The following is an 18,564-nucleotide window of genomic DNA, read 5'->3' on the forward strand; positions in this document are numbered from 1 at the left end:
GTAATCGGCAAGTATATCAGGCCTCGGGCTTTCCCCGGCTCAGGGACCACAGGCCGAACACCGGTCCCGGCAAAAGCAGCAACGCTACCCAGACACCCCAGGCATTCCAGAGCCCACTGGTGAGCCAGATGGCGGGCAGGGTCAGGCCAAAGCCGACCGCGTTCATGACCGCCAGAGATGAGCCAACGGTTTCTTTCGGGGCCGTTGCTGCGGCCAGCGCGGAAAATTGCGGGGAATCGGCCACCACAGCGACGCCCCAAACCAGCAGTAAAGCCATCAACAACGCCGGTGGCAGCCCGTTCACCCAGGGATAGAGCAGACACAAGGCCCCGGACACCATCAGCGCCCGCCGGGCCACCCACTCGCTGCCAAGCGTTCGACTGAGCCAACCGCCACCAATGCAGCCTGCAGTACCAATCCCGATCACCGCAAACGACAGCCAGGGTATCAAAGCCTCACCCTGCCCCAGCCGTTGAAGTTCTCGCCCGATCAACAGCGGCACCAGCGTCCAGAAAGCATACAGTTCCCACATGTGGCCAAAATAACCGCCCGCCACGGCGCGGAACCGGGGAATACGTAAAGCGGCCAGACCCTGACTGAGCGGGAGACGACCACTGGCTTTGGGCAGGTGCGGCCCATCGCCCAACAGAAATACCAACAACCCGCCCAGAAGTGCCAGGCAGGAAGATGCGAGCAATGGCCACTCCCAGGGCATACCCAGCGTTGCCCCACGCATCAGGTGGGGCAGCGCGGTGCCCAGGGTCAGCATTCCCACCAGCCAGGCCAGAGCCGCACCGGCGTACTTGGGTGTCCAGGCAATCACCAGTTTCATACCCAGGGGGTAGATGCCGGCCAGGCACAAGCCGGTGGCGAATCGCAGCAGGCTGTCCAGCGGAATCACCCCGGCAACCGCTACAAAGCCGGCGTTCGCCAGTGCGCCCATCAGGCTCGAAATAAGGAAGATGCGGCTCGCGCCGAAACGATCCGCCAGGCCGGTCACAGCCAGAGCAAGCGTACCGGCAATAAAACCCGACTGAACAGAGAGCGTAAGCCGGCCCAGATCCGATTCCGCTAACCCGAGTTCGGCGGACAGGGATAGCCAGACTCCGTTGATGCTGAACCAGAGGGAGGTGCCGAACAATTGTGCGAGCACAATGACTGGCAAAGGATAACGTTGCAGTAGGCTGGTCATATTATTGTCTTTGTGGTTACCGGAAAGCCAAGCCTAGCTCGAAACTCGACTGAGACCCCATGCGACTTTGGTGCCCGGTCACGGTTTGGTTAAACGATCCAGCCGCAGGCGCTCCCGGTCATCAAACAGCCGCCGGCCTCCCCAACTGACCGCCATCACCGCGCCAAACCCCGTGCCGACGGTAATAATCAGCATAACCAATATCTGGTACTTAACGGCGACCGCGGGCGGGCTGCCCGCCAGTATCTGACCGGTCATCATGCCGGGCAGGCTGACAATGCCGGCTGCTGCCATGGCGTTAATGGAGGGCATCATGCCACTGCGCATGGCTTCCCGACGGATGTCTTCCAGTGCCTGCTGCCAGGTCTGGCCCAGCATCAGCCGGTTCTCGATCATTGCCCGCTGGCGCCAGACCGAGTCATTCAGGCGGTCCAGGGCCAGGCTGACCCCGGTCATGGTGTTGCCCAGCATCATACCCAGCAAAGGAATCGCGTACTGTGGGGTATACCAGGGCTCCGGACCAATCACCACCGCCAGTGCCAGCACGGTCACGGTAAACGACGACACGAACATCGCGCCGGTGCCGATCCCGAACGCCCACCCGCCTTTCAGGCGTCGGCCCTGGCGCGCCACCACTTCCCGGCCAGCCACCAGCAGCATGACCGCCGCCAGCAGCGCAATCCAGTAGAAGGCGGAAGAGGCAAACAGGGCTTCCAGTACCAGGCCAATCAAAGCCAGCTGAATAACCGTTCGTATGGCCGCCACCAACAGGCTGCGGGTGATCCCCAGCCGCCCCAGGTAAGCCGTCGCTGCCAACGCCAGTACCAGCAAAGCCGCCAGGCCCAGTTTCCACCAGGCCAGGTCAATCACTTCCATGGACAGGCTCCAGTGCGGATCCTCGAATCCGATAGTGAACGTTGGCTACCCGATGAATCTGGGCGGAATCATGGGCGACCCACAAAGTGGCGATCTGCCGCTGTTCAATCTCCTGCAACAGCCAGCGTTCGATCGCCTCTGTCGATTCGTTATCCAGATTGGCGGTCGGTTCATCCAGCAGCAGCGCGTCTGGTTCCAGAACCAGGGCCCGCCACAACGCGAGCCTTTGTCGCTCACCGGAGGACAACCGGCTGATCGACCAGTCCATCACCTCGGCAGGGAAACCCAGAGCAGCAGGCAAACGCTCACCAGCCCCCTCGGGAAAGTGGGCGCTTACCTCATCAAACCACCACTGGCTTTCCGCCGGCACCATCACCACCTGCCGTCGCCACTGATGTGCCGGCACACTCTGTTGATCGAGGTTATCCAGCGAAATCCGGCCACCGTGGGGTTCCAGATCGGCCACAGCGCGCAGCAGTCGGCTCTTGCCACTGCCAGAGGGGCCCGCCAGGCACACCACCTGTCCGCGGGGAACGGTCAGCGATACCGCATTCAGAACGCCAATGCTGACATCTTGAAGCAACAGCCCTGTCAAAGCCGGGTCACCAGGGCAGTTCCTCACCGTTGCTGTGCCAGAATGACCCGGTATTCTCCAGGGTCAGATTGGCAATGCGCTCGGCCAGCCCCCTGGCAGACTCTTCCGGCGTGATCAGCCCGCCAAAGTTCACCATGCGCGTTTTCACATAGCCCGGATGCAACTGCGCCACGGCAATGCCCCTGGGTTTGAGATCCACCGCCAGGGATTTTCCGAAAGCGTTCAGCGCAGCCTTCGAGGCCCGATAGCCATACCGGCCGCCGGAGTCGTTATCGGCGATAGAGCCCATCCGGCTGGTGATATTGGCGATCTTGCTGCCCTGCCCCATCAGAGGCACCAGGGCTTCAGCCACGCGCAGTGGCGCGTAGGCGTTGATTTCCATCTGGGTGCGAATGGAATCGAAATCGATACTGCCCAGCTGCTCGTCCTGAAGCAGGCCCGCGTTGTTGATCAGCAGGCTGATACGCTTGCCCGCCAGACCGGATTTCAGCTTATCGATGCCGGCATCGGTGGTGACATCCACGCCGTCGATCACCTGACCCGCCACACCGGCAAGCTCTTCCGAGGACTGTCGGCATACGCCAATGACCTCGCAGCCCTCAGCGGCATAGTGCCGGGCCAGCTCCAGACCAATACCCCGATTGGCACCGGTAATGACCACCACATTGGAATCAGACATAGCCTTTTTCTCCTATTGGTTTCTCCGCTCGTTCCGGCAACCATACTGACAACGCTGCCGCTGTGGCTACCAGGGCAGCGGAAATCCATAAACAGGCTTCCAGCCCGTAGGCCTGGTACACCCAGCCAGAGAGAATGGTGCCCAGCAGCCGGCCGGCGGCGTTAGACATATAATAGAACCCCACATCCAGCGATACACCGTCACCCCGGGCGTAGCTGACAATCAGGTAGCTGTGCAGCGAGGAGTTGATCGCAAACAGCACCCCGAACAGCAGCAAACCGCCGATCACCGCCGCCTGTGCCGACCAGCCGGCCATCAGAGCCCCGGCAATGGCGGCCGGAACCAGCGCCAGCAAGGCCGCCCACAACACCACACCGGATTTACCGTTGGAGTGTCCGGTGATTTTGGGTGCAATGGTCTGGATAAAGCCATAGCCGATAATCCAGCTGGCCATAAAACCGCCCACCTGCCAGTGGTCCCAGCCGAAAACCGTGGCCATGTACACCGGTAACGCCACCACAAACCAGACATCCCGGGCGCCGAACAGGAACATCCGGGCGGCCGACAACACGTTAATGGCCCGGCTTTTGGACAGAATCTCACTGAACTTCGGCTTGGCTTTGCTCTTACCCAGATCCTGACCCAGCAGGAACAGGCTCGCCAGCCACACCAGGCCCAGCGCCACTGCCATGAGGATCACCGCGCCGGTAAAGCCAGCGGCCATCAGCAGCACGCCGCCCAGAAAGAAGCCCACCCCTTTCAGGGTGTTCTTGGAGCCGGTGAGAATCGCCACCCACTTGTACAGGGTGCCCTGCTGTTCATCCGGCACCAGCAACTTGATGCCGCTCTTGGCGGACATCTTGTTCAGGTCCTTGGCAATGCCGGACAGAGCCTGCGCCGCCATCACCCAGGGCACCGTGAGCATGGCCGCGGGCACCGCCAGCATCGCCAATGCGACAATCTGCAGGAACAGCCCGATGTTCATGGTGCGGTTCAGTCCCATGCGGGCGCCGAGATAGCCGCCCACCAGGTTGGTCACCACCCCGAAAAACTCGTAGAAGATGAACAACAGGGCGATTTCCAGCGGCGAATAACCCAGCTGGTGGAAATGCAGCACCACCAGCATTCGCAGCGCGCCATCGGTCAGGGTGAAAGCCCAGTAGTTGCCGGTGATCACCAGGTACTGGCGGATGGCAGCGCTCATCTCAGGCCAGCCCTACCTTGCGGACCAGTTCTGCGGTGCGGTTGGCGTAGCCCCATTCGTTGTCGTACCAGGCATAGATTTTCACATGGGTGCCATTGACCACCAGGGTGGACAGGGCATCGACGATGGAAGAACGGGGGTCGGTTTTGTAGTCGATGGATACGAGTGGGCGCTCTTCGTAGCCCAGGATGTCCTTCAGTTCGCCCTCGGCGGCCTCTTTCAACAGCTGGTTGACCGTATCCCGGTCGGTCGGCGTCTCCACTTCAAACACACAGTCGGTCAGCGACGCGTTGATCAGCGGAATCCGCACCGCGTGGCCATCCAGCCTGCCTTTCAGCTCCGGAAATATTTCGATAATCGCGGTGGCGGAACCGGTGCTGGTGGGAATCAGCGAACTGCCACAGGCACGGGCCCGGCGCAGATCCTTGTGGGGTGCGTCGATGATGGTCTGGGTGTTGGTCAGGCTGTGGATGGTGGTCAGGGAACCGTGTTTGATGCCCAGCTTTTCATGAATCACCTTCACTACCGGGGCCAGGCAGTTGGTGGTGCAGGAGGCCGCCGTGATGATGCGGTCACTGGCCGGATCGAAAATGTGTTCGTTCACGCCCATGACAATATTCTTCGCGCCCTGCTCTTTCACCGGCGCGGTCACCACCACCCGCTTCACACCCTGGTCCAGGTAGCCCTGCAGCACGGAAACTTTCTTGTTCACACCACTGGCCTCAATCACGAGGTCGCAGCCGGACCAGTCGGTATCGGCAATGGCTTTGTTGTGGGTCACGCGGATGCGCTGGCCGTCAATCACCATGTCATCGCCATCGGCCGTGGCTTCGTGGTTCCAGCGGCCATGCACGCTGTCAAAGTTCAGCAGGTGCGCCAGCGTGTTGGTGTCCGCCCCCGGGTCGTTGATGGCCACAAATTCCAGCTCCGGCCAATCCCAGGCGGCCCGCAGAGCCAAACGGCCAATGCGACCAAATCCGTTAATACCTACCTTGATCTTGCTCATGGTGTTCTCCTTGCGAGGTTCGCAATCCTTGTAAATTCGTGATCAGGGGCACTGCACCGCCGGGCGGTCGGCCATGGCCTGCAACCTGGCCAGGGGCTGCCCGATCAGTGCCTCATTGTTCCGCGCAGTTTCCTCCAGAACCCGCACTATCCAGTCTGGTAGGTGCGGATGAAGGTAATAATAGACCCATTGGCCCCGGCGCTCTGTTTCCAGAAGGCCGGCATCCCGCAGGGAGGCCAGGTGACGGCTGACTTTTGGCTGGGAGACTTCAAACGCCTCAGTCAGCTCGCACACGCACAGCTTGCCCTGATCCTTGATCAGCAGCAGGGCCGCCAGGCGCAGGTCGTCGGCCATGGCCTTGAACACGGTCACCGGGTTGTAGTCCGCCGGTTTCAGGCTAGTCTCTTTCTGATGCACCAGGGTGAACAGGCCGATACGCTCCCTGATCTCTTTCAGCGTCAAGGCAAAGGTGGCGTGCCGGTTCGCCTCGGCCGGGTCCGGAAAGTCCCAGGCAATCTGCTGGGCGCCGGACGACACCCGGGTGCATTCCCTGGCCGCTTTTTCACACAGGGTAATCACGTAATCCCAGTACTGGCCCTGCAGCTCAGACAGCGACTTGCTATAAAGCCCATCCACCGCAATGCCGGCTTCCTGTAGCACCTGCAGCGCCAGCGGGTGCGGTTCACCGGGCTCGGTGCCGGCACTGGCCACCTCGAACCGGTCTCCCGCCATGTGCCGGAGCAAAGCTTCTGCCATCAGGGAGCGGGCGCTGTTGGCGGTGCATACAAACAGGACTCTTCTTTTCATGCGAGATTCCGTATATTCGAATTGCCATATATTCAGTTTTTGCGATAATAGCCGTCAACTGTGACAGAGTAAAGACAGCAACACCCGGCCAGATCACTCAGGCCAGAACGATGCTAGCCAGCCAAAGGACACCGGAAAGGGCCATGACACAAAGACTGCTGGATATCTATCGAAGCAATCAGCGGGAAGGCAACCTGCTGTTTTTCATGATCCTGGCCTTTCTGGCCATTTTCTTCATGCCTGCGGGCACCGAACGCTTTGACAACGCGGTGCTGGAAGCCTTCCGCCTGACCAACTGGTATGCCCGGGAACACGTGATTCTGTGCCTGCTGCCGGCGTTCCTGATTGCCGGCGCCATGGCGGTGTACATCAGCCAGGGTTCGGTGATGCGCTATCTGGGCCCCGCTGCATCCAAGCCGGTAGCGTTCAGCGTGGCCTCTGTGTCGGGCACCTTGCTGGCCGTGTGCTCCTGCACCGTACTACCGCTATTCGGCGGTATTTATCGTCGTGGCGCCGGGCTGGGGGCGGCGGTGGCCTTTCTGTATTCCGGCCCGGCCATCAACATCATGGCTATTGTGGTCACCGCCAAGGTGTTGGGGGCTGAAATCGGGCTGGCCCGGGCCATTGGCGCCATTGTCTTTGCCGTAGTGATCGGCGCCATCATGCACCTGATCTACCGCAAGGAAGAAGCCGAGCGCTCGGTGAGCAATGCCCGGGGCTTCGGCGGCGACGAGGCTGACAAGCCGGTCGGTATCATTGCCCTGTTCTTTGCCCTGATGGTGGGCATCCTTGTATTCGCCAACTGGGCGGCGGCCGACAACCAGGCCTGGATGGCGGTCTATGACCTGAAATGGCCCATCACTGCAGCCCTGGCCGCTGTCCTGGGTGTGCTACTGGTAAGGCGCTGGCACTGGCCACCGGGCCAGTTGCTGATTCTGGCGGCCGTGGTTTCGGCATTCGCCACCCTGGCACCCGGCATGCCGGAGCTGCCGTTTGTGATCGGTATCGGCGGCCTGATGCTGATTGCCACCTTGCGGGATGAGGACCGGGAATGGCCGGTTCAGAGCTGGGACTTTGCCAAACAGATCCTGCCGCTGCTGCTGGCCGGAGTGTTTGTGGCCGGCTTTGCCCTGGGCCGACCCGGCCACGAAGGCATGATCCCCTCGGAATGGGTCGCCGCCGCGGTTGGCGACAACTCCCTGCTTTCCACCATTCTGGCGTCGGTGCTGGGCGCCCTGATGTACTTTTCGACCCTCACCGAAGTGCCCATCGTCGAAGCCCTGATGGGCTCCGGTATGGGCAAGGGCCCGGCCCTGGCGCTGTTACTGGCTGGCCCGGCCTTGTCGTTGCCCAACATGCTGGTAATCCGCACCATTCTGGGTACCCGGAAAACCCTGGTGTACTGCGCCCTGGTGGTGCTGATGGCCACCATTACCGGCTTTATTTACGGAAACTGGTGGGTATAACCCGCCCGCACAAACCCGAAGGAGATGACCATGAAATTCACCATCTATGGCAGTGGCTGTGCCAAGTGCAAACAACTGACAGCGAATGCCGAGGAGGCCGCCAAGGCGCTCGGGCTGGACTACGAAGTGGAAAAAGTGACCGATGTGAATGACATCATTGATGCCGGTATCATGCGCACACCCGCCCTGGCCGTAGACGGCGAGATTGCCGTGGAAGGCAAGGTGGCCAGCGCCGACGACATCAAGAAACTGCTGGGCTGAGCATGACTTCATCTGATTTACCCAACATCGATACCGGGCTGTTCCGGGCCCCGACCAACGACGACCTGTTCGCCGCAGCCCCTTCAGGCCACCGCCCACGGATTCTGCTGCTGTACGGCTCCCTGCGCGAGCGCTCGTTCAGCCGCCTGGCGGTGGAAGAAGCCGCCCGCCTGCTGGAAGCGATGGGTGCGGAAACCCGCGTCTTTAATCCGAGGGGACTGCCCCTGGCCGATGCCGAAGATGCCAGCCACCCCAAGGTTCAGGAGCTGCGGGAACTGGTGCAGTGGAGTGAAGGCATGGTGTGGTGCTCCCCGGAACGCCACGGCGCCATGACCGGCATCATGAAAACCCAGATCGACTGGATACCGCTGTCCCTGGGTGCGGTTCGGCCGACACAGGGCAAAACCCTGGCAGTGATGCAGGTATGTGGTGGCTCCCAGTCATTCAACGCCGTTAATCAGCTGCGGGTGCTGGGCCGGTGGATGCGCATGGTCACCATTCCGAACCAGTCCTCGGTGCCCAAAGCCTTCATGGAATTTGATGGCAATGATCGCATGAAGCCCTCGCCTTACTATGATCGCATCGTGGATGTCATGGAAGAGCTGATAAAATTCACTTTGCTGGTACGGGACCGCAGTGATTACCTCACCGACCGCTACTCCGAACGCAAGGAAAGCGCCGAAGAACTGTCGAAGCGTGTGAACCAACGTTCCATTTAAGGATATGCCATGAGCAGCAAAAGCGATGTGAACACGGTTGAAACCACTGACGGCGGCCTGGACCTGTTCGGGCGTTACCTGTCCGTGTGGGTGGCACTGGCCATTGTGGCCGGTGTAGCCCTCGGGCAGCTTGCCCCCTCGATTCCCGAGACCCTGTCCCGCTTTGAATACGCCCAGGTGTCCATCCCTATCGCCATCCTGATCTGGGCGATGATTTTCCCGATGATGGCGCAGATCGATTTCAGCGCCGTGATCGGGGTGCGAAAAGAGCCGAAGGGCCTCGCCATCACCACTATCGTGAACTGGCTGATCAAACCCTTCACCATGTTCGCCATTGCCTGGTTTTTCCTGATGGTGGTGTTTAAACCCTGGATCGCCCCACAACTGGCCAGCGAATACCTGGCCGGCGCCATTCTACTGGGGGCTGCGCCCTGCACCGCCATGGTATTTGTCTGGAGTTACCTGACCAAAGGCGATGCCGCCTACACCCTGGTGCAGGTGTCCCTGAACGACATCATCATGCTGTTTGCCTTTGCGCCGATTGTGGTGTTCCTCCTGGGGATTTCCGACATCCAGGTGCCCTGGGATACGGTGATTCTGTCAGTGGTCTTATACATCGTGATTCCCCTCACCGCCGGCTACCTGACCCGCCGGACCCTGATCGCACGCCACGGCGAACAGTGGTACGACAACGTATTTATGAAACGCCTCAGCCCGGTGACGCCTGCCGCGTTGATCGTCACCCTGGTCTTGCTGTTCGCCTTCCAGGGTGAAGTCATTCTGCAAAATCCGTTGCACATACTGCTGATTGCGGTGCCACTGGTTATCCAGACCGTGTTTATCTTTCTGCTGGCCTATGGCTGGGCCCGGCTGTGGAACGTGCGCCACTGCATCGCCGCCCCAGGGGCCATGATCGGTGCCAGCAACTTTTTTGAGCTGGCGGTGGCGGCGGCCATCGGCCTGTTCGGACTGCAATCGGGCGCGGCCCTGGCCACGGTGGTGGGCGTACTGGTGGAAGTGCCCTTGATGCTCGCCCTGGTGCGCATCGCCAATAACACCCGGGACAAGTTCCCGGCCTGAACGATTAAGCTGAACAGGCGCGTCGCTATCCGCGCCTGTTCAGCCGACAACCACCCTGCTAATATCGCGCTCGTTTTTTGAGCGTCGAACCCGTTAATCAGCACCACCGACCGGAATTAAAAGAATGGATATTTTCCAGGCCCTTTTCCTTGGCCTCCTCCAGGGACTGACCGAATTCCTGCCCATATCCAGCTCCGCCCACCTGATCCTGACACCGGCCTTCTTTGGCTGGGAAGACCAGGGCGTCGGCTTCGACTTGTCGGTGCACGTGGGCACGCTATTGGCCGTGGTGCTCTACTTCCGCCGGGATGTCTTCGGCATCGCCCGGGACGGCCTGATTTCCATGGGCCAGCGCAGAATCATCGGCCAGGGTGCCCTGGCCTGGTATCTGGTGATCGGCACCATCCCGGCGGGCCTCGCGGGCCTGGCCCTGCTCGACATGATCGACAACGAACTGCGGGGCGCCTCGGTGATCTTCTTCACCACCCTGGTGTTCGGCATCCTTCTTGGCATTGCCGACTGGCTCCCCAAACGCCAGCGCACCATGGATTCCCTGAACTGGAAAGACGCTGTTATCGTTGGCGTCGCCCAGGCCATGGCTCTGGTCCCCGGCACCTCCCGCTCGGGCGTCACCATCACCGCCGGCCTGTTCCTGGGCATGACCCGGGAAACCGCCTCGCGGTTTTCCTTCCTGCTGGCGATTCCGATTATCGTGCTGGCGTCGGCGGTAAAACTGCTGGAAGTGGCCACATCCGACGTAATCGTGGACTGGAATGGTTTCCTGATCGGCGGCGTCACCTCATTCCTGATGGCCATTACCGCCATCCACTTCTTCCTGAAGTGGCTGAACAAGGTGGGCATGTGGCCGTATGTGATCTACCGGATCATTCTGGCGGGTGTAATTTACGCCGTCTTGATGTGACCGTCTGCAGTTTGAATTGCTGACCTTGGAGTCAGGCAGCTATCGGGGTGTGCCTCCCAAAAAGCGCTCCTTACGGCACATCCATGTGGCGCTTCTGCTCCGCCATCCATGGCTCCGCAAATTTTTGGAAGGCCCACCCCGATACCAGCCCCGATCCTCTCGGCCAGCTTTCAAAACAACGGTTGAATCTTGCGCCTGTAGTGGCTGTATGCCGCTGGGGATTTCAGAAAGGCCGAAGCATGGCGGTGGGCACGTCTTTCCAAAAATTTGTGGAGCCATGGATGGCGGAACACAAGCGCCCATGGACGGCTCGAGCGCTTTTTGGAAAGACGTGCCCACCGCCATGCCACCACCAAAACCATCAGGCTACAAGACGCCTGCAACCAAGCTTAGCAGGCCTCCAAAGGCGCATAGGCCAGCACCAGCCACTTGGCGCCCTCATCGAAGTTCACCTGCACGCGGGTGTGATGCCCGGTGCCCTCTGAGTTCATCACGATACCCTCACCGAACTTCGGATGCCGAACCCGCTGCCCCAGACTGAAGCCAGACTGCTGGGCCGAATCCTGGGCAAACAGACTCTCATTCGGTCGCTCCACCATCGCCGGCCGCGTCACCGTATTACGCAACCGCACCTCCTGCAGGCAGTCCCCCGGGATCTCCCGGACAAACCGGGACAGTGCATGAAACTTCTCCTGACCATACAGGCGACGGGATTCCGCGTAAGTAAGTACCAGCCTCTTCATGGCCCGGGTAATGCCCACATAGGCCAGGCGGCGCTCTTCCTCCATGCGCCCGGGCTCCTCCAGCGACATACTGTGCGGGAACAAACCCTCCTCAACACCTGCCAGGAACACCATCGGAAACTCCAACCCCTTGGCGGAATGCAGCGTCATCAACTGCACACTGTCCTCATGGGCATCGGCCTGTGATTCGCCGGCATCCAGCGCCGCCTGGGCAATAAACTCCGCCAGCGGATCTACGCCTTCTTCTACATCATAATCCGCGAGCGCGCTGACCAGTTCCTCCAGGTTTTCCACCCGGGCCTGGCCCTTCTCGCCCTTCTCACTGGCGTGATAATCCTTCAGGCCGCTGGACTCTATGGCCTGCTTCATCAGCCCCTGCAGGGAAGCGTGCCCCGCCATTTCAGACAGCGTGTTGATGATCTCCATAAACTGCTGCAGGCCGGTTTTCGCCCGACCCTTCACCTGGCCCGCGGCCAGTAACCGCTCGGACGATTCCCACAGGGAAATACCCTGGCCGGTGGCGTATTCACGAATTTCCTGCAGGCTCTTGGCACCAATCCCACGGGTGGGAATATTCACCACCCGCTCAAAAGCGGCATCGTCCCGGTGGTAATGCACCAGGCGCAGATAAGCCAGCGCGTTTCGGATTTCCTGACGGTCGTAGAACCGCAACCCGCCGTAAACTCGATAAGGAATACCCTGGCGCATCAGGGCTTCTTCGAGCACCCGGGACTGGGCATTGGAACGATAGAGAATGGCGCATTCGCTGCGCAGATTGCCCTCGCTGACCCAGGCCGAGATGGAATCGGCAATATAATTGGCTTCATCCTGCTCGTTGAACGCGGCGTACAGGCTGATCGGCTCACCTTCCACCCCGTCAGTCCAGAGTTCCTTGCCCAAACGCCCCTGGTTGTTGGCAATCACCGAGTTGGCGGCTTTCAGAATGGTCTTGGTGGAACGGTAGTTCTGCTCCAGCCGCACCAGCCGTGCGTTGGGGAAGTCTCGCTGGTACTGCTGTATGTTCTCGATCTTGGCGCCCCGCCAGCCGTAGATGGACTGGTCATCATCGCCCACCACGGTCAGCGGCACCCGGTTGCTGGCCAGCACCTGCAGCCAGGCGTATTGAATGGTGTTGGTGTCCTGGAACTCGTCCACCAGTATGTGCTGGAACCGCTGCTGGTAGTGGCTCAACAATTCCGGACGATGCAGCCAGAGTTCGTGGGACCGCAGCAACAGTTCGCCAAAATCCACCAGGCCGCCCTGCTGGCAGAGCTTCTCGTACTGGCGGTATATCTTCAGCATGGTATTGGTGAAGTGATCGCCCGGGTTCTCCTGAATATGATCCGCCCGCAAACCCTCATCTTTCTGGCTATTGATAAACCACTGGGCCTGTTTCGGCGGCCACTGGCTCTCATCAATGCGGTTTTCCCGCATCACCCGCTTGATCAGCCGTAACTGATCATCGCTATCCAGCACCTGAAAGTTTTCCGGCAAGCCGGCGTCTTTCCAGTGGGAACGAAGTAAACGATGGGCAATTCCGTGAAAGGTGCCGATCCACAGGCCACGGGTGGGAATCTGCATCATCTGCTCCACGCGATAACGCATTTCCTTGGCGGCCTTGTTGGTAAAGGTCACCGCAAGAATAGAGGTGGGCGGCACCCGGTCAACCGACATCAACCATGCCATCCGGTGCACCAGCACCCGGGTTTTGCCACTGCCGGCACCGGCCAGCACCAGCAGATGGTCGTTCTGGGCGGTAACCGCTTCACGCTGGGCGTCGTTCAGGGAATCGATAATATGAGAGACATCCATGGAGCAAGGCTTCACTACTGGTTAAATTTACAGGGCATTATATCAGCACAACGCAAAGACTTCCTTTCTGCCAGCCGCCCGACTGCCGGAAAAATTCGAGGCATTTAACATCCACCTTGGTTCAGATCTCCTGCCGTCAGCCGATACACGCCTTAACACACTGACACATGAATTCTGTGTCATACGTTCAAAAAACGACCTAGAATCGCCCCCGACCAAAGTCTTAGGCCGGGCGGACAAGGACTACAACATGCTTTCATCACTGAAGATTTCTCACAAACTGGCATTGCTGGTCATCGTTGCCATTGTTGCCTTTGTGGTCAGCCAGGCCTTTTCCATTGTCACCGAGCGCAATAACTCCGAACGCCTCAGCGAAGTTCGCGACCAGCTCTACCCCTCCCTGGAATTGTCCACGATCAACCGCGGTTTGCTGCAACTGATTGAAAACCAGATCAACACTGCCGTCACCACCGGTGATGATCAACAGATTGCCGCCACCAGGGAACAACTGGCAGAAATATCCGCCAATCTGGACCGCATCGCCACGCTGAACCCGGCTCTGCGTGATCAGGTGAAGGCCCTGAAATCCGAGCTGAACGGTTACTACAACACCGCCACCCGAATCGCCACCGCAATCATAGAAGGTACGGCGGATTTCAACCGCATCGGCCAGGAAGCCTCCGCCAACGCCGAGCGGCTGGCCGGCCTGCGCTCTGATCTGGACGAGATGCGCAACGCCATGGAAAGCCGCCTGACCCAGGCCATCGACGACACCACCGCTGCCAGCAGTGAAGCCGCCACCGTCTCCGTCACCATTGTGGTGGTCGCGCTGGTGGTGCTGATTGCGCTGAGCCTGATCATTGGCCGGTCGGTATCCGGCAGCCTGCAACAGATCATTACCTCCCTACGGGACATGGCTTCCGGTGAAGGCGATCTGACCTCCCGCATTGACTACACCGGCAAGGATGAACTTCGGGATCTGGTGGACCAGTTCAACCGGTTTGTTGAAAAACTGCACAAGTCCTTTGCCACCATCCAGCAGGATATTGGCGAGCTGAACGGCGTTGCCACACATCTGGGCAGCACCAGCCGCACCAATCTTGAACGCATCAGCCAGCAGGCCCAGGCAATCTCCTCCACCCGCAATTCCGTGGAAGAACTGGTCAAGAGCGTGGAAGAAGTTGCGGGCTTTGCCTCCAGCGCCTCTGACCAGACCCAGGATGCCTCCAAGTTCGCGACCACGGGGCAGCAAAAGGTCGAGGGCAACATACAGACCATCCAGCGACTGATGGCAGAAATCGAGAACACCGCCAGCCTGGTCAACCAGTTTGACGAGTTCTCCGTGAAAGTGGGCGGCCTGCTGGAAACCATCCAGACTGTCGCCGAACAAACCAATCTGCTGGCTCTGAATGCTGCCATTGAAGCCGCACGGGCCGGCGAGCACGGACGTGGTTTTGCCGTGGTCGCCGATGAGGTTCGTGGCTTGGCCGTGCGCACCCACAAGGCCACCGAAGAAATCCAGCAGGTGATTTCCGAGTTGTCGAAAGCCTCCGGTGCTGCCGTGCATTCCATGCAGGGCAGCGTGGATATGGCCCGACAGGGCGTGGAAGCCACCACCGAATCCGGCGACGTACTGCGCAAGATACTTGAGAGCGTTCAGCAGATCAGCGAGCTGAACGAGCAGATTGCTGCTGCCACCTATGAACAAAGCACCACCTTCAGCGAAGTCACCGGCCACATGGGCGACATGCATCGCAACGCCGAAGCCGTGATGGAAAGCACCGACGAGCTGGATACGGTCAGCCGCAAGATCCAGGACGTCAGCAACGGCTTGCAGAGCGTGGCCGGCCAGTTCCGCGTTTAATTGAAAACCCCAGAAAAAGGATACTCCTGATGAAGAGACTATTCTCTGCAGCGCCCCTGGCGCTCGCCATTGCCGCCACCCCGGCACTGGCCCAGAGCACCGAGGAAACCCTTGAGCGCATGCAGCAGCAGCTGAATACCATGCAACAACAGCTGAACTCCGCGAAAGACACCGGCATTCGCTTCAACGGCTTTTTCAGCACCGGTTTCGCCCGGGCCAGCAACGATGCCGGTTACGCCGGAATCACCGACGAATCCGAAGTGGCGGATCTGAGCCTGTTCGCCCTGCAGGGCACCTTTGACGTCACACAGAAGAGCCAGATTGTGATGCAACTGGTCGGCCGGGGCGAAGATGACTGGGAACCCCAGGTGGAGTGGGCCTATCTGAGCCACCGCCCCACCAACAACCTGCAGATTCGGGCCGGCAAGATGCGGATTCCGTTCTTCATGTACTCCGACTCCCTGGAAGTCGGCTACGCCCAGCCGTGGGCCCGCCCGCCCCAGAGCGTGTATGGCCCGATTGCCGTGACCAGCTATGTTGGTGCGGATGCCAGCTACAACCTGAACTTCGACAACTCCTCGCTGACCGCAACCGGCTTCACCGGCTTTACCGATGAAGATGGCAACTCCGGCGATGTGCAGTTGCGCAATGTCGCTGGCGTGAACCTGACCTGGACCGACTACGTTTGGACCCTGCGTGGTGTGGCGGCGACCGCCGAGGCGGATATCAAAGCAACCCGTCTCGGTGCTTTGGCGAAGGAAAAGGGTATTACATTGCCGGACAACATTCTTCAACTTGCCGATGGTGATCGTGGCAACTTCTTCGGCCTGGGCGCCAGCTACGACGACGGCAGCTGGCAGATCATCGGTGAAATCACCCGCGTTGAAGTGGACGGCAAGTTTGCCGATACCGATTCTGCTTACCTGTCTGTGGGCCATCGGTTTGGCAGTTGGACACCTTACGTTGCAGCCGGCTGGACCGAGAGCAAGGATGACGACGAGCGCACCGGTTTCTTCATCCCCGGCGCCGTCCCCGAGTCCATCCTGAACTATCAGCGCAACGAGTACAGCATCGGTACCCGCTGGGACATTACTCCGGGCGTGGCCATCAAGGCTGACATGACCCATGTACGGGGCTTTGACAAAGGTATTGGCAACTTGAACACGGAATATTTCCTGCCGCCTATATCTGGCAATGCCAACAGCACCAACGTCTACACCCTCAAAATCGACTCGGCATTCTAAGGAGGCCCCATGAAAAAGCTTAGCCTGTTGTTTGCGGCCAGCTTGCTGGCAAGCCCCCTGGCCCTGGCTGAAGTCGTGGTGATCGGCAACCCGTCCGGCCCGGACAGCATCAGCGCCAACGAAGTACGGGATCTGTATCTGAACCGCAGCAAAGCCCTGCCGAATGGCCAGAGCGCGAAGCCGTTTGAACTCCCGGAAGGCAACGCCACCCGTGCCGAATTCCATGACAAGGTGACCGGCCGTAACGACGCCCAACTGAAGGCCTTCTGGTCCCAGCAGGTGTTCACCGGTCGTGGTCAGCCGCCGGCGGAAGCCGGCAGTGCTTCGGGCATGAAGGCCCAGGTCGCCTCCACACCGGGCGCCATCGGCTACATTGATTCCGCGGATGTGGACGACAGCGTCAAGGTTATCCTGACGCCCTGATCTCAGCCGTGCAGAACGCAAAAAGGCGAGCCTCGGCTCGCCTTTTTGCTACTTGGGAAACAGTCGCCTAGAACCCTCTCGGCACGGTCTGGGCTTCCACGAATTCAAACAGCCCTTCCAGACCACCTTCCCGGCCAATACCCGAGGCTTTCATACCGCCAAACGGCGCCTCCGGCGTTGGACCGGTGCCGGTGTTCCAGCCAACGTGACCAAACCGCAGGCCGGCAGCCACCCGCTGGGCACGTTCGGCATCGGCGGTGAACACGTAGGAGGCCAGGCCAAACTCCGTGTCGTTACCGGCATCAATGACTTCTTCCTCGGTCCGGAACAGCGCCATGGGCACCAGCGGACCGAAGGTCTCCTCCTGGTAACAGCACATCTCCCGGTCCACGCCCTGCACCACCGTGGGTGGGAAAAACAGGCCATCACCCAGTTCCGCTGGCTGTTTGCCAGCCACCAGGCTGGCGCCCTTGTCGAGGGCGTCCTGCAGGTGCCGCTTCACCTTGTCGAAACCCTGCTTGTTGATCAGCGGGCCGATGTCGATGCCATCGTTCATGCCGTCACCGACGGTCATCTTGTTCACACGTTCGGCCAGCTTCTGGCCAAAGGCATCCGCCACCTTTTCGTGCACAAAAATCCGGTTGGCGCAGACACAGGTCTGGCCGCCACCGCGGAACTTGTTGGCAATCAGGTTATCGGCGGCGGCCTCCAGGTCGGCATCGTCAAAGACGATGAACGGGGCATTACCACCCAACTCCAGTGCCAGCTTCTTCACCTGCTCGGCGGTGTCCACAATCAGTTTGCGGCCCACTTCGGTAGAGCCCGTGAAACTGAGCATGGGTACATCTTTATGTTCACACAGTACCTTGCCGATCACGCTGGCCTTACCCATCACCAGGTTGACCATGCCATCCGGCAAGTCGAGTTTATCCATCACGCTGAAAAAGGCGATCATGGTCAGCGGTGTCTCGCTGGCCGGCTTGATGACCGAGGGACAACCCGCCGCCAGGGCCGCCGACAACTTCTTGGCGATCATGCCAATGGGAAAGTTCCAGGGCACAATCAGCCCAGTTACGCCCACGGGCCGGTAGTGAACCGTCCAGGTGCAATCCTTGGGCTTTTCCGGAATCGTGTGGGAATCAAGCGCGCTGATGTGCTTGGCACAGTAATCGAAGAAACCGGCGGCGTAATCCACCTCGCCCTGGGCTTCTTTCCATGGCTTGCCATGCTCCATACACAGGATGCGGCCAATCTCTTCGCGGTTTTCTTTCAGGCCGTCACGAATATCCTCCAGCCACTTGCGGCGGGTTTCAATCGGCCAGGGATTGGTGAGCCGGAGCGCTGATTGTCCAGCCTCCACCGCTGCCACAACATCTTCCTCCGGCATCGACGGCACCTTGGCAATCACCGAGCCGGTGGCCGGGTTGTAAACGTCGAACGTGGCACCGCCGGCAGAGTCTTTCCAGCGCCCGCCAATGTAGCCTGTGAGGTTTTCCAGTAGTGGTGACTCGATCATCTCGGCTCCTCTTGCATGACTGGTGACGCCCCGGTGCGGGGCGGGCTTCAATAGCAAAGCGTGCCTTTCATAGTGGATGCTGAGCGCTAAGCTGTAAAGTCAGAGGGGATTTTTTCAGGCCGGCGATTTTTGACCCGGGCTTGTCACTGCCTATA

Annotated in this window: 17 protein-coding genes; 8 read left to right on the forward strand and 9 right to left on the reverse strand. The window is 59.9% G+C overall.

What is annotated here, in order from left to right:
* Nucleotides 1–16: 16 nt before the first annotated feature.
* The 7 genes from ACF8YQ_RS16810 to ACF8YQ_RS16840 form a co-directional block, all read right to left on the reverse strand.
* Entirely contained in the window at nt 17–1,192 is a 1,176-nt protein-coding gene (locus ACF8YQ_RS16810; protein WP_396622066.1) for an MFS transporter, read from the reverse strand.
* A 78-nt stretch (nt 1,193–1,270) separates the two neighbouring features.
* A complete protein-coding gene (locus ACF8YQ_RS16815; protein ID WP_396622067.1) occupies nt 1,271–2,068 on the reverse strand; it encodes an ABC transporter permease in 798 nt (265 codons plus the stop codon).
* Entirely contained in the window at nt 2,055–2,663 is a 609-nt protein-coding gene (locus tag ACF8YQ_RS16820) for an ATP-binding cassette domain-containing protein (RefSeq protein ID WP_396622068.1), read from the reverse strand. The genes ACF8YQ_RS16815 and ACF8YQ_RS16820 overlap by 14 nt, the downstream gene beginning before the upstream one ends.
* 7 nt (nt 2,664–2,670) lie before the next feature.
* The gene (locus tag ACF8YQ_RS16825; protein ID WP_396622069.1) at nt 2,671–3,342 is read right to left on the reverse strand and encodes an SDR family oxidoreductase; all 672 of its coding nucleotides are present in this window, start codon (nt 3,340–3,342) and stop codon (nt 2,671–2,673) included.
* The gene (gene arsJ / locus ACF8YQ_RS16830; protein ID WP_396622070.1) at nt 3,335–4,546 is read right to left on the reverse strand and encodes an organoarsenical effux MFS transporter ArsJ; all 1,212 of its coding nucleotides are present in this window, start codon (nt 4,544–4,546) and stop codon (nt 3,335–3,337) included. The genes ACF8YQ_RS16825 and arsJ overlap by 8 nt, the downstream gene beginning before the upstream one ends.
* Before the next feature lies 1 nt (nt 4,547).
* Nucleotides 4,548–5,552: an ArsJ-associated glyceraldehyde-3-phosphate dehydrogenase gene (locus tag ACF8YQ_RS16835; protein WP_396622071.1), complete on the reverse strand. Its 1,005-nt coding sequence runs from the start codon at nt 5,550–5,552 to the stop codon at nt 4,548–4,550.
* A 42-nt stretch (nt 5,553–5,594) separates the two neighbouring features.
* Complete coding sequence (locus ACF8YQ_RS16840; protein WP_396622072.1) at nt 5,595–6,359, reverse strand: metalloregulator ArsR/SmtB family transcription factor; 765 nt, start codon at nt 6,357–6,359, stop codon at nt 5,595–5,597.
* 143 nt (nt 6,360–6,502) lie between these two features.
* On the opposite strand from ACF8YQ_RS16840, the gene ACF8YQ_RS16845 reads away from it, so the two are divergent.
* The 5 genes from ACF8YQ_RS16845 (at nt 6,503) to ACF8YQ_RS16865 (ending at nt 10,807) form a co-directional block, all read left to right on the forward strand.
* On the forward strand, nt 6,503–7,825 hold the full coding sequence (locus ACF8YQ_RS16845; protein ID WP_396622073.1) for a permease: 1,323 nt from the start codon (nt 6,503–6,505) through the stop codon (nt 7,823–7,825).
* 30 nt (nt 7,826–7,855) lie between these two features.
* Nucleotides 7,856–8,086: a thioredoxin family protein gene (locus tag ACF8YQ_RS16850; RefSeq protein WP_310966476.1), complete on the forward strand. Its 231-nt coding sequence runs from the start codon at nt 7,856–7,858 to the stop codon at nt 8,084–8,086.
* 2 nt (nt 8,087–8,088) lie between these two features.
* Nucleotides 8,089–8,805, forward strand: a complete 717-nt coding sequence (gene arsH / locus ACF8YQ_RS16855) for an arsenical resistance protein ArsH (protein WP_396622074.1) — start codon at nt 8,089–8,091, stop codon at nt 8,803–8,805.
* Nucleotides 8,806–8,814: 9 nt separating this feature from the next.
* Nucleotides 8,815–9,885: an ACR3 family arsenite efflux transporter gene (arsB, locus tag ACF8YQ_RS16860; protein ID WP_396622075.1), complete on the forward strand. Its 1,071-nt coding sequence runs from the start codon at nt 8,815–8,817 to the stop codon at nt 9,883–9,885.
* Between the two features lie 124 nt (nt 9,886–10,009).
* Nucleotides 10,010–10,807 carry an undecaprenyl-diphosphate phosphatase gene (locus tag ACF8YQ_RS16865; protein ID WP_396622076.1) on the forward strand — a complete coding sequence of 266 codons (798 nt, stop codon included), beginning with the start codon at nt 10,010–10,012 and terminating at the stop codon, nt 10,805–10,807.
* Between the two features lie 389 nt (nt 10,808–11,196).
* On the opposite strand, the gene uvrD is transcribed toward ACF8YQ_RS16865, so the two are convergent.
* Nucleotides 11,197–13,362 (reverse strand): DNA helicase II, encoded by a 2,166-nt coding sequence (gene uvrD / locus ACF8YQ_RS16870; protein WP_396622077.1) that lies wholly within the window; start codon nt 13,360–13,362, stop codon nt 11,197–11,199.
* 250 nt (nt 13,363–13,612) lie between these two features.
* Between uvrD and ACF8YQ_RS16875 the strand changes: the two genes are divergently transcribed.
* From ACF8YQ_RS16875 to ACF8YQ_RS16885, 3 genes are read left to right on the forward strand one after another with little or no spacing between them, the layout of a single operon-like run.
* Complete coding sequence (locus ACF8YQ_RS16875) at nt 13,613–15,226, forward strand: methyl-accepting chemotaxis protein (protein ID WP_396622078.1); 1,614 nt, start codon at nt 13,613–13,615, stop codon at nt 15,224–15,226.
* A 29-nt stretch (nt 15,227–15,255) separates the two neighbouring features.
* Nucleotides 15,256–16,470, forward strand: coding sequence for a hypothetical protein (locus tag ACF8YQ_RS16880; protein ID WP_396622079.1), 1,215 nt, complete (start codon nt 15,256–15,258; stop codon nt 16,468–16,470).
* Nucleotides 16,471–16,479: 9 nt separating this feature from the next.
* On the forward strand, nt 16,480–16,893 hold the full coding sequence (locus tag ACF8YQ_RS16885) for a substrate-binding domain-containing protein (protein WP_011787053.1): 414 nt from the start codon (nt 16,480–16,482) through the stop codon (nt 16,891–16,893).
* A 67-nt stretch (nt 16,894–16,960) separates the two neighbouring features.
* Here the strand turns inward: ACF8YQ_RS16885 and ACF8YQ_RS16890 are convergent, their stop codons facing one another.
* Nucleotides 16,961–18,409 (reverse strand): NAD-dependent succinate-semialdehyde dehydrogenase, encoded by a 1,449-nt coding sequence (locus ACF8YQ_RS16890; protein WP_011787054.1) that lies wholly within the window; start codon nt 18,407–18,409, stop codon nt 16,961–16,963.
* Between the last annotated feature and the right edge of the window lie 155 nt (nt 18,410–18,564).

The organism is Marinobacter sp. W-8 (assembly GCF_044342215.1).
In the GTDB taxonomy this organism is placed as follows: Bacteria; Pseudomonadota; Gammaproteobacteria; order Pseudomonadales; family Oleiphilaceae; genus Marinobacter; species Marinobacter nauticus.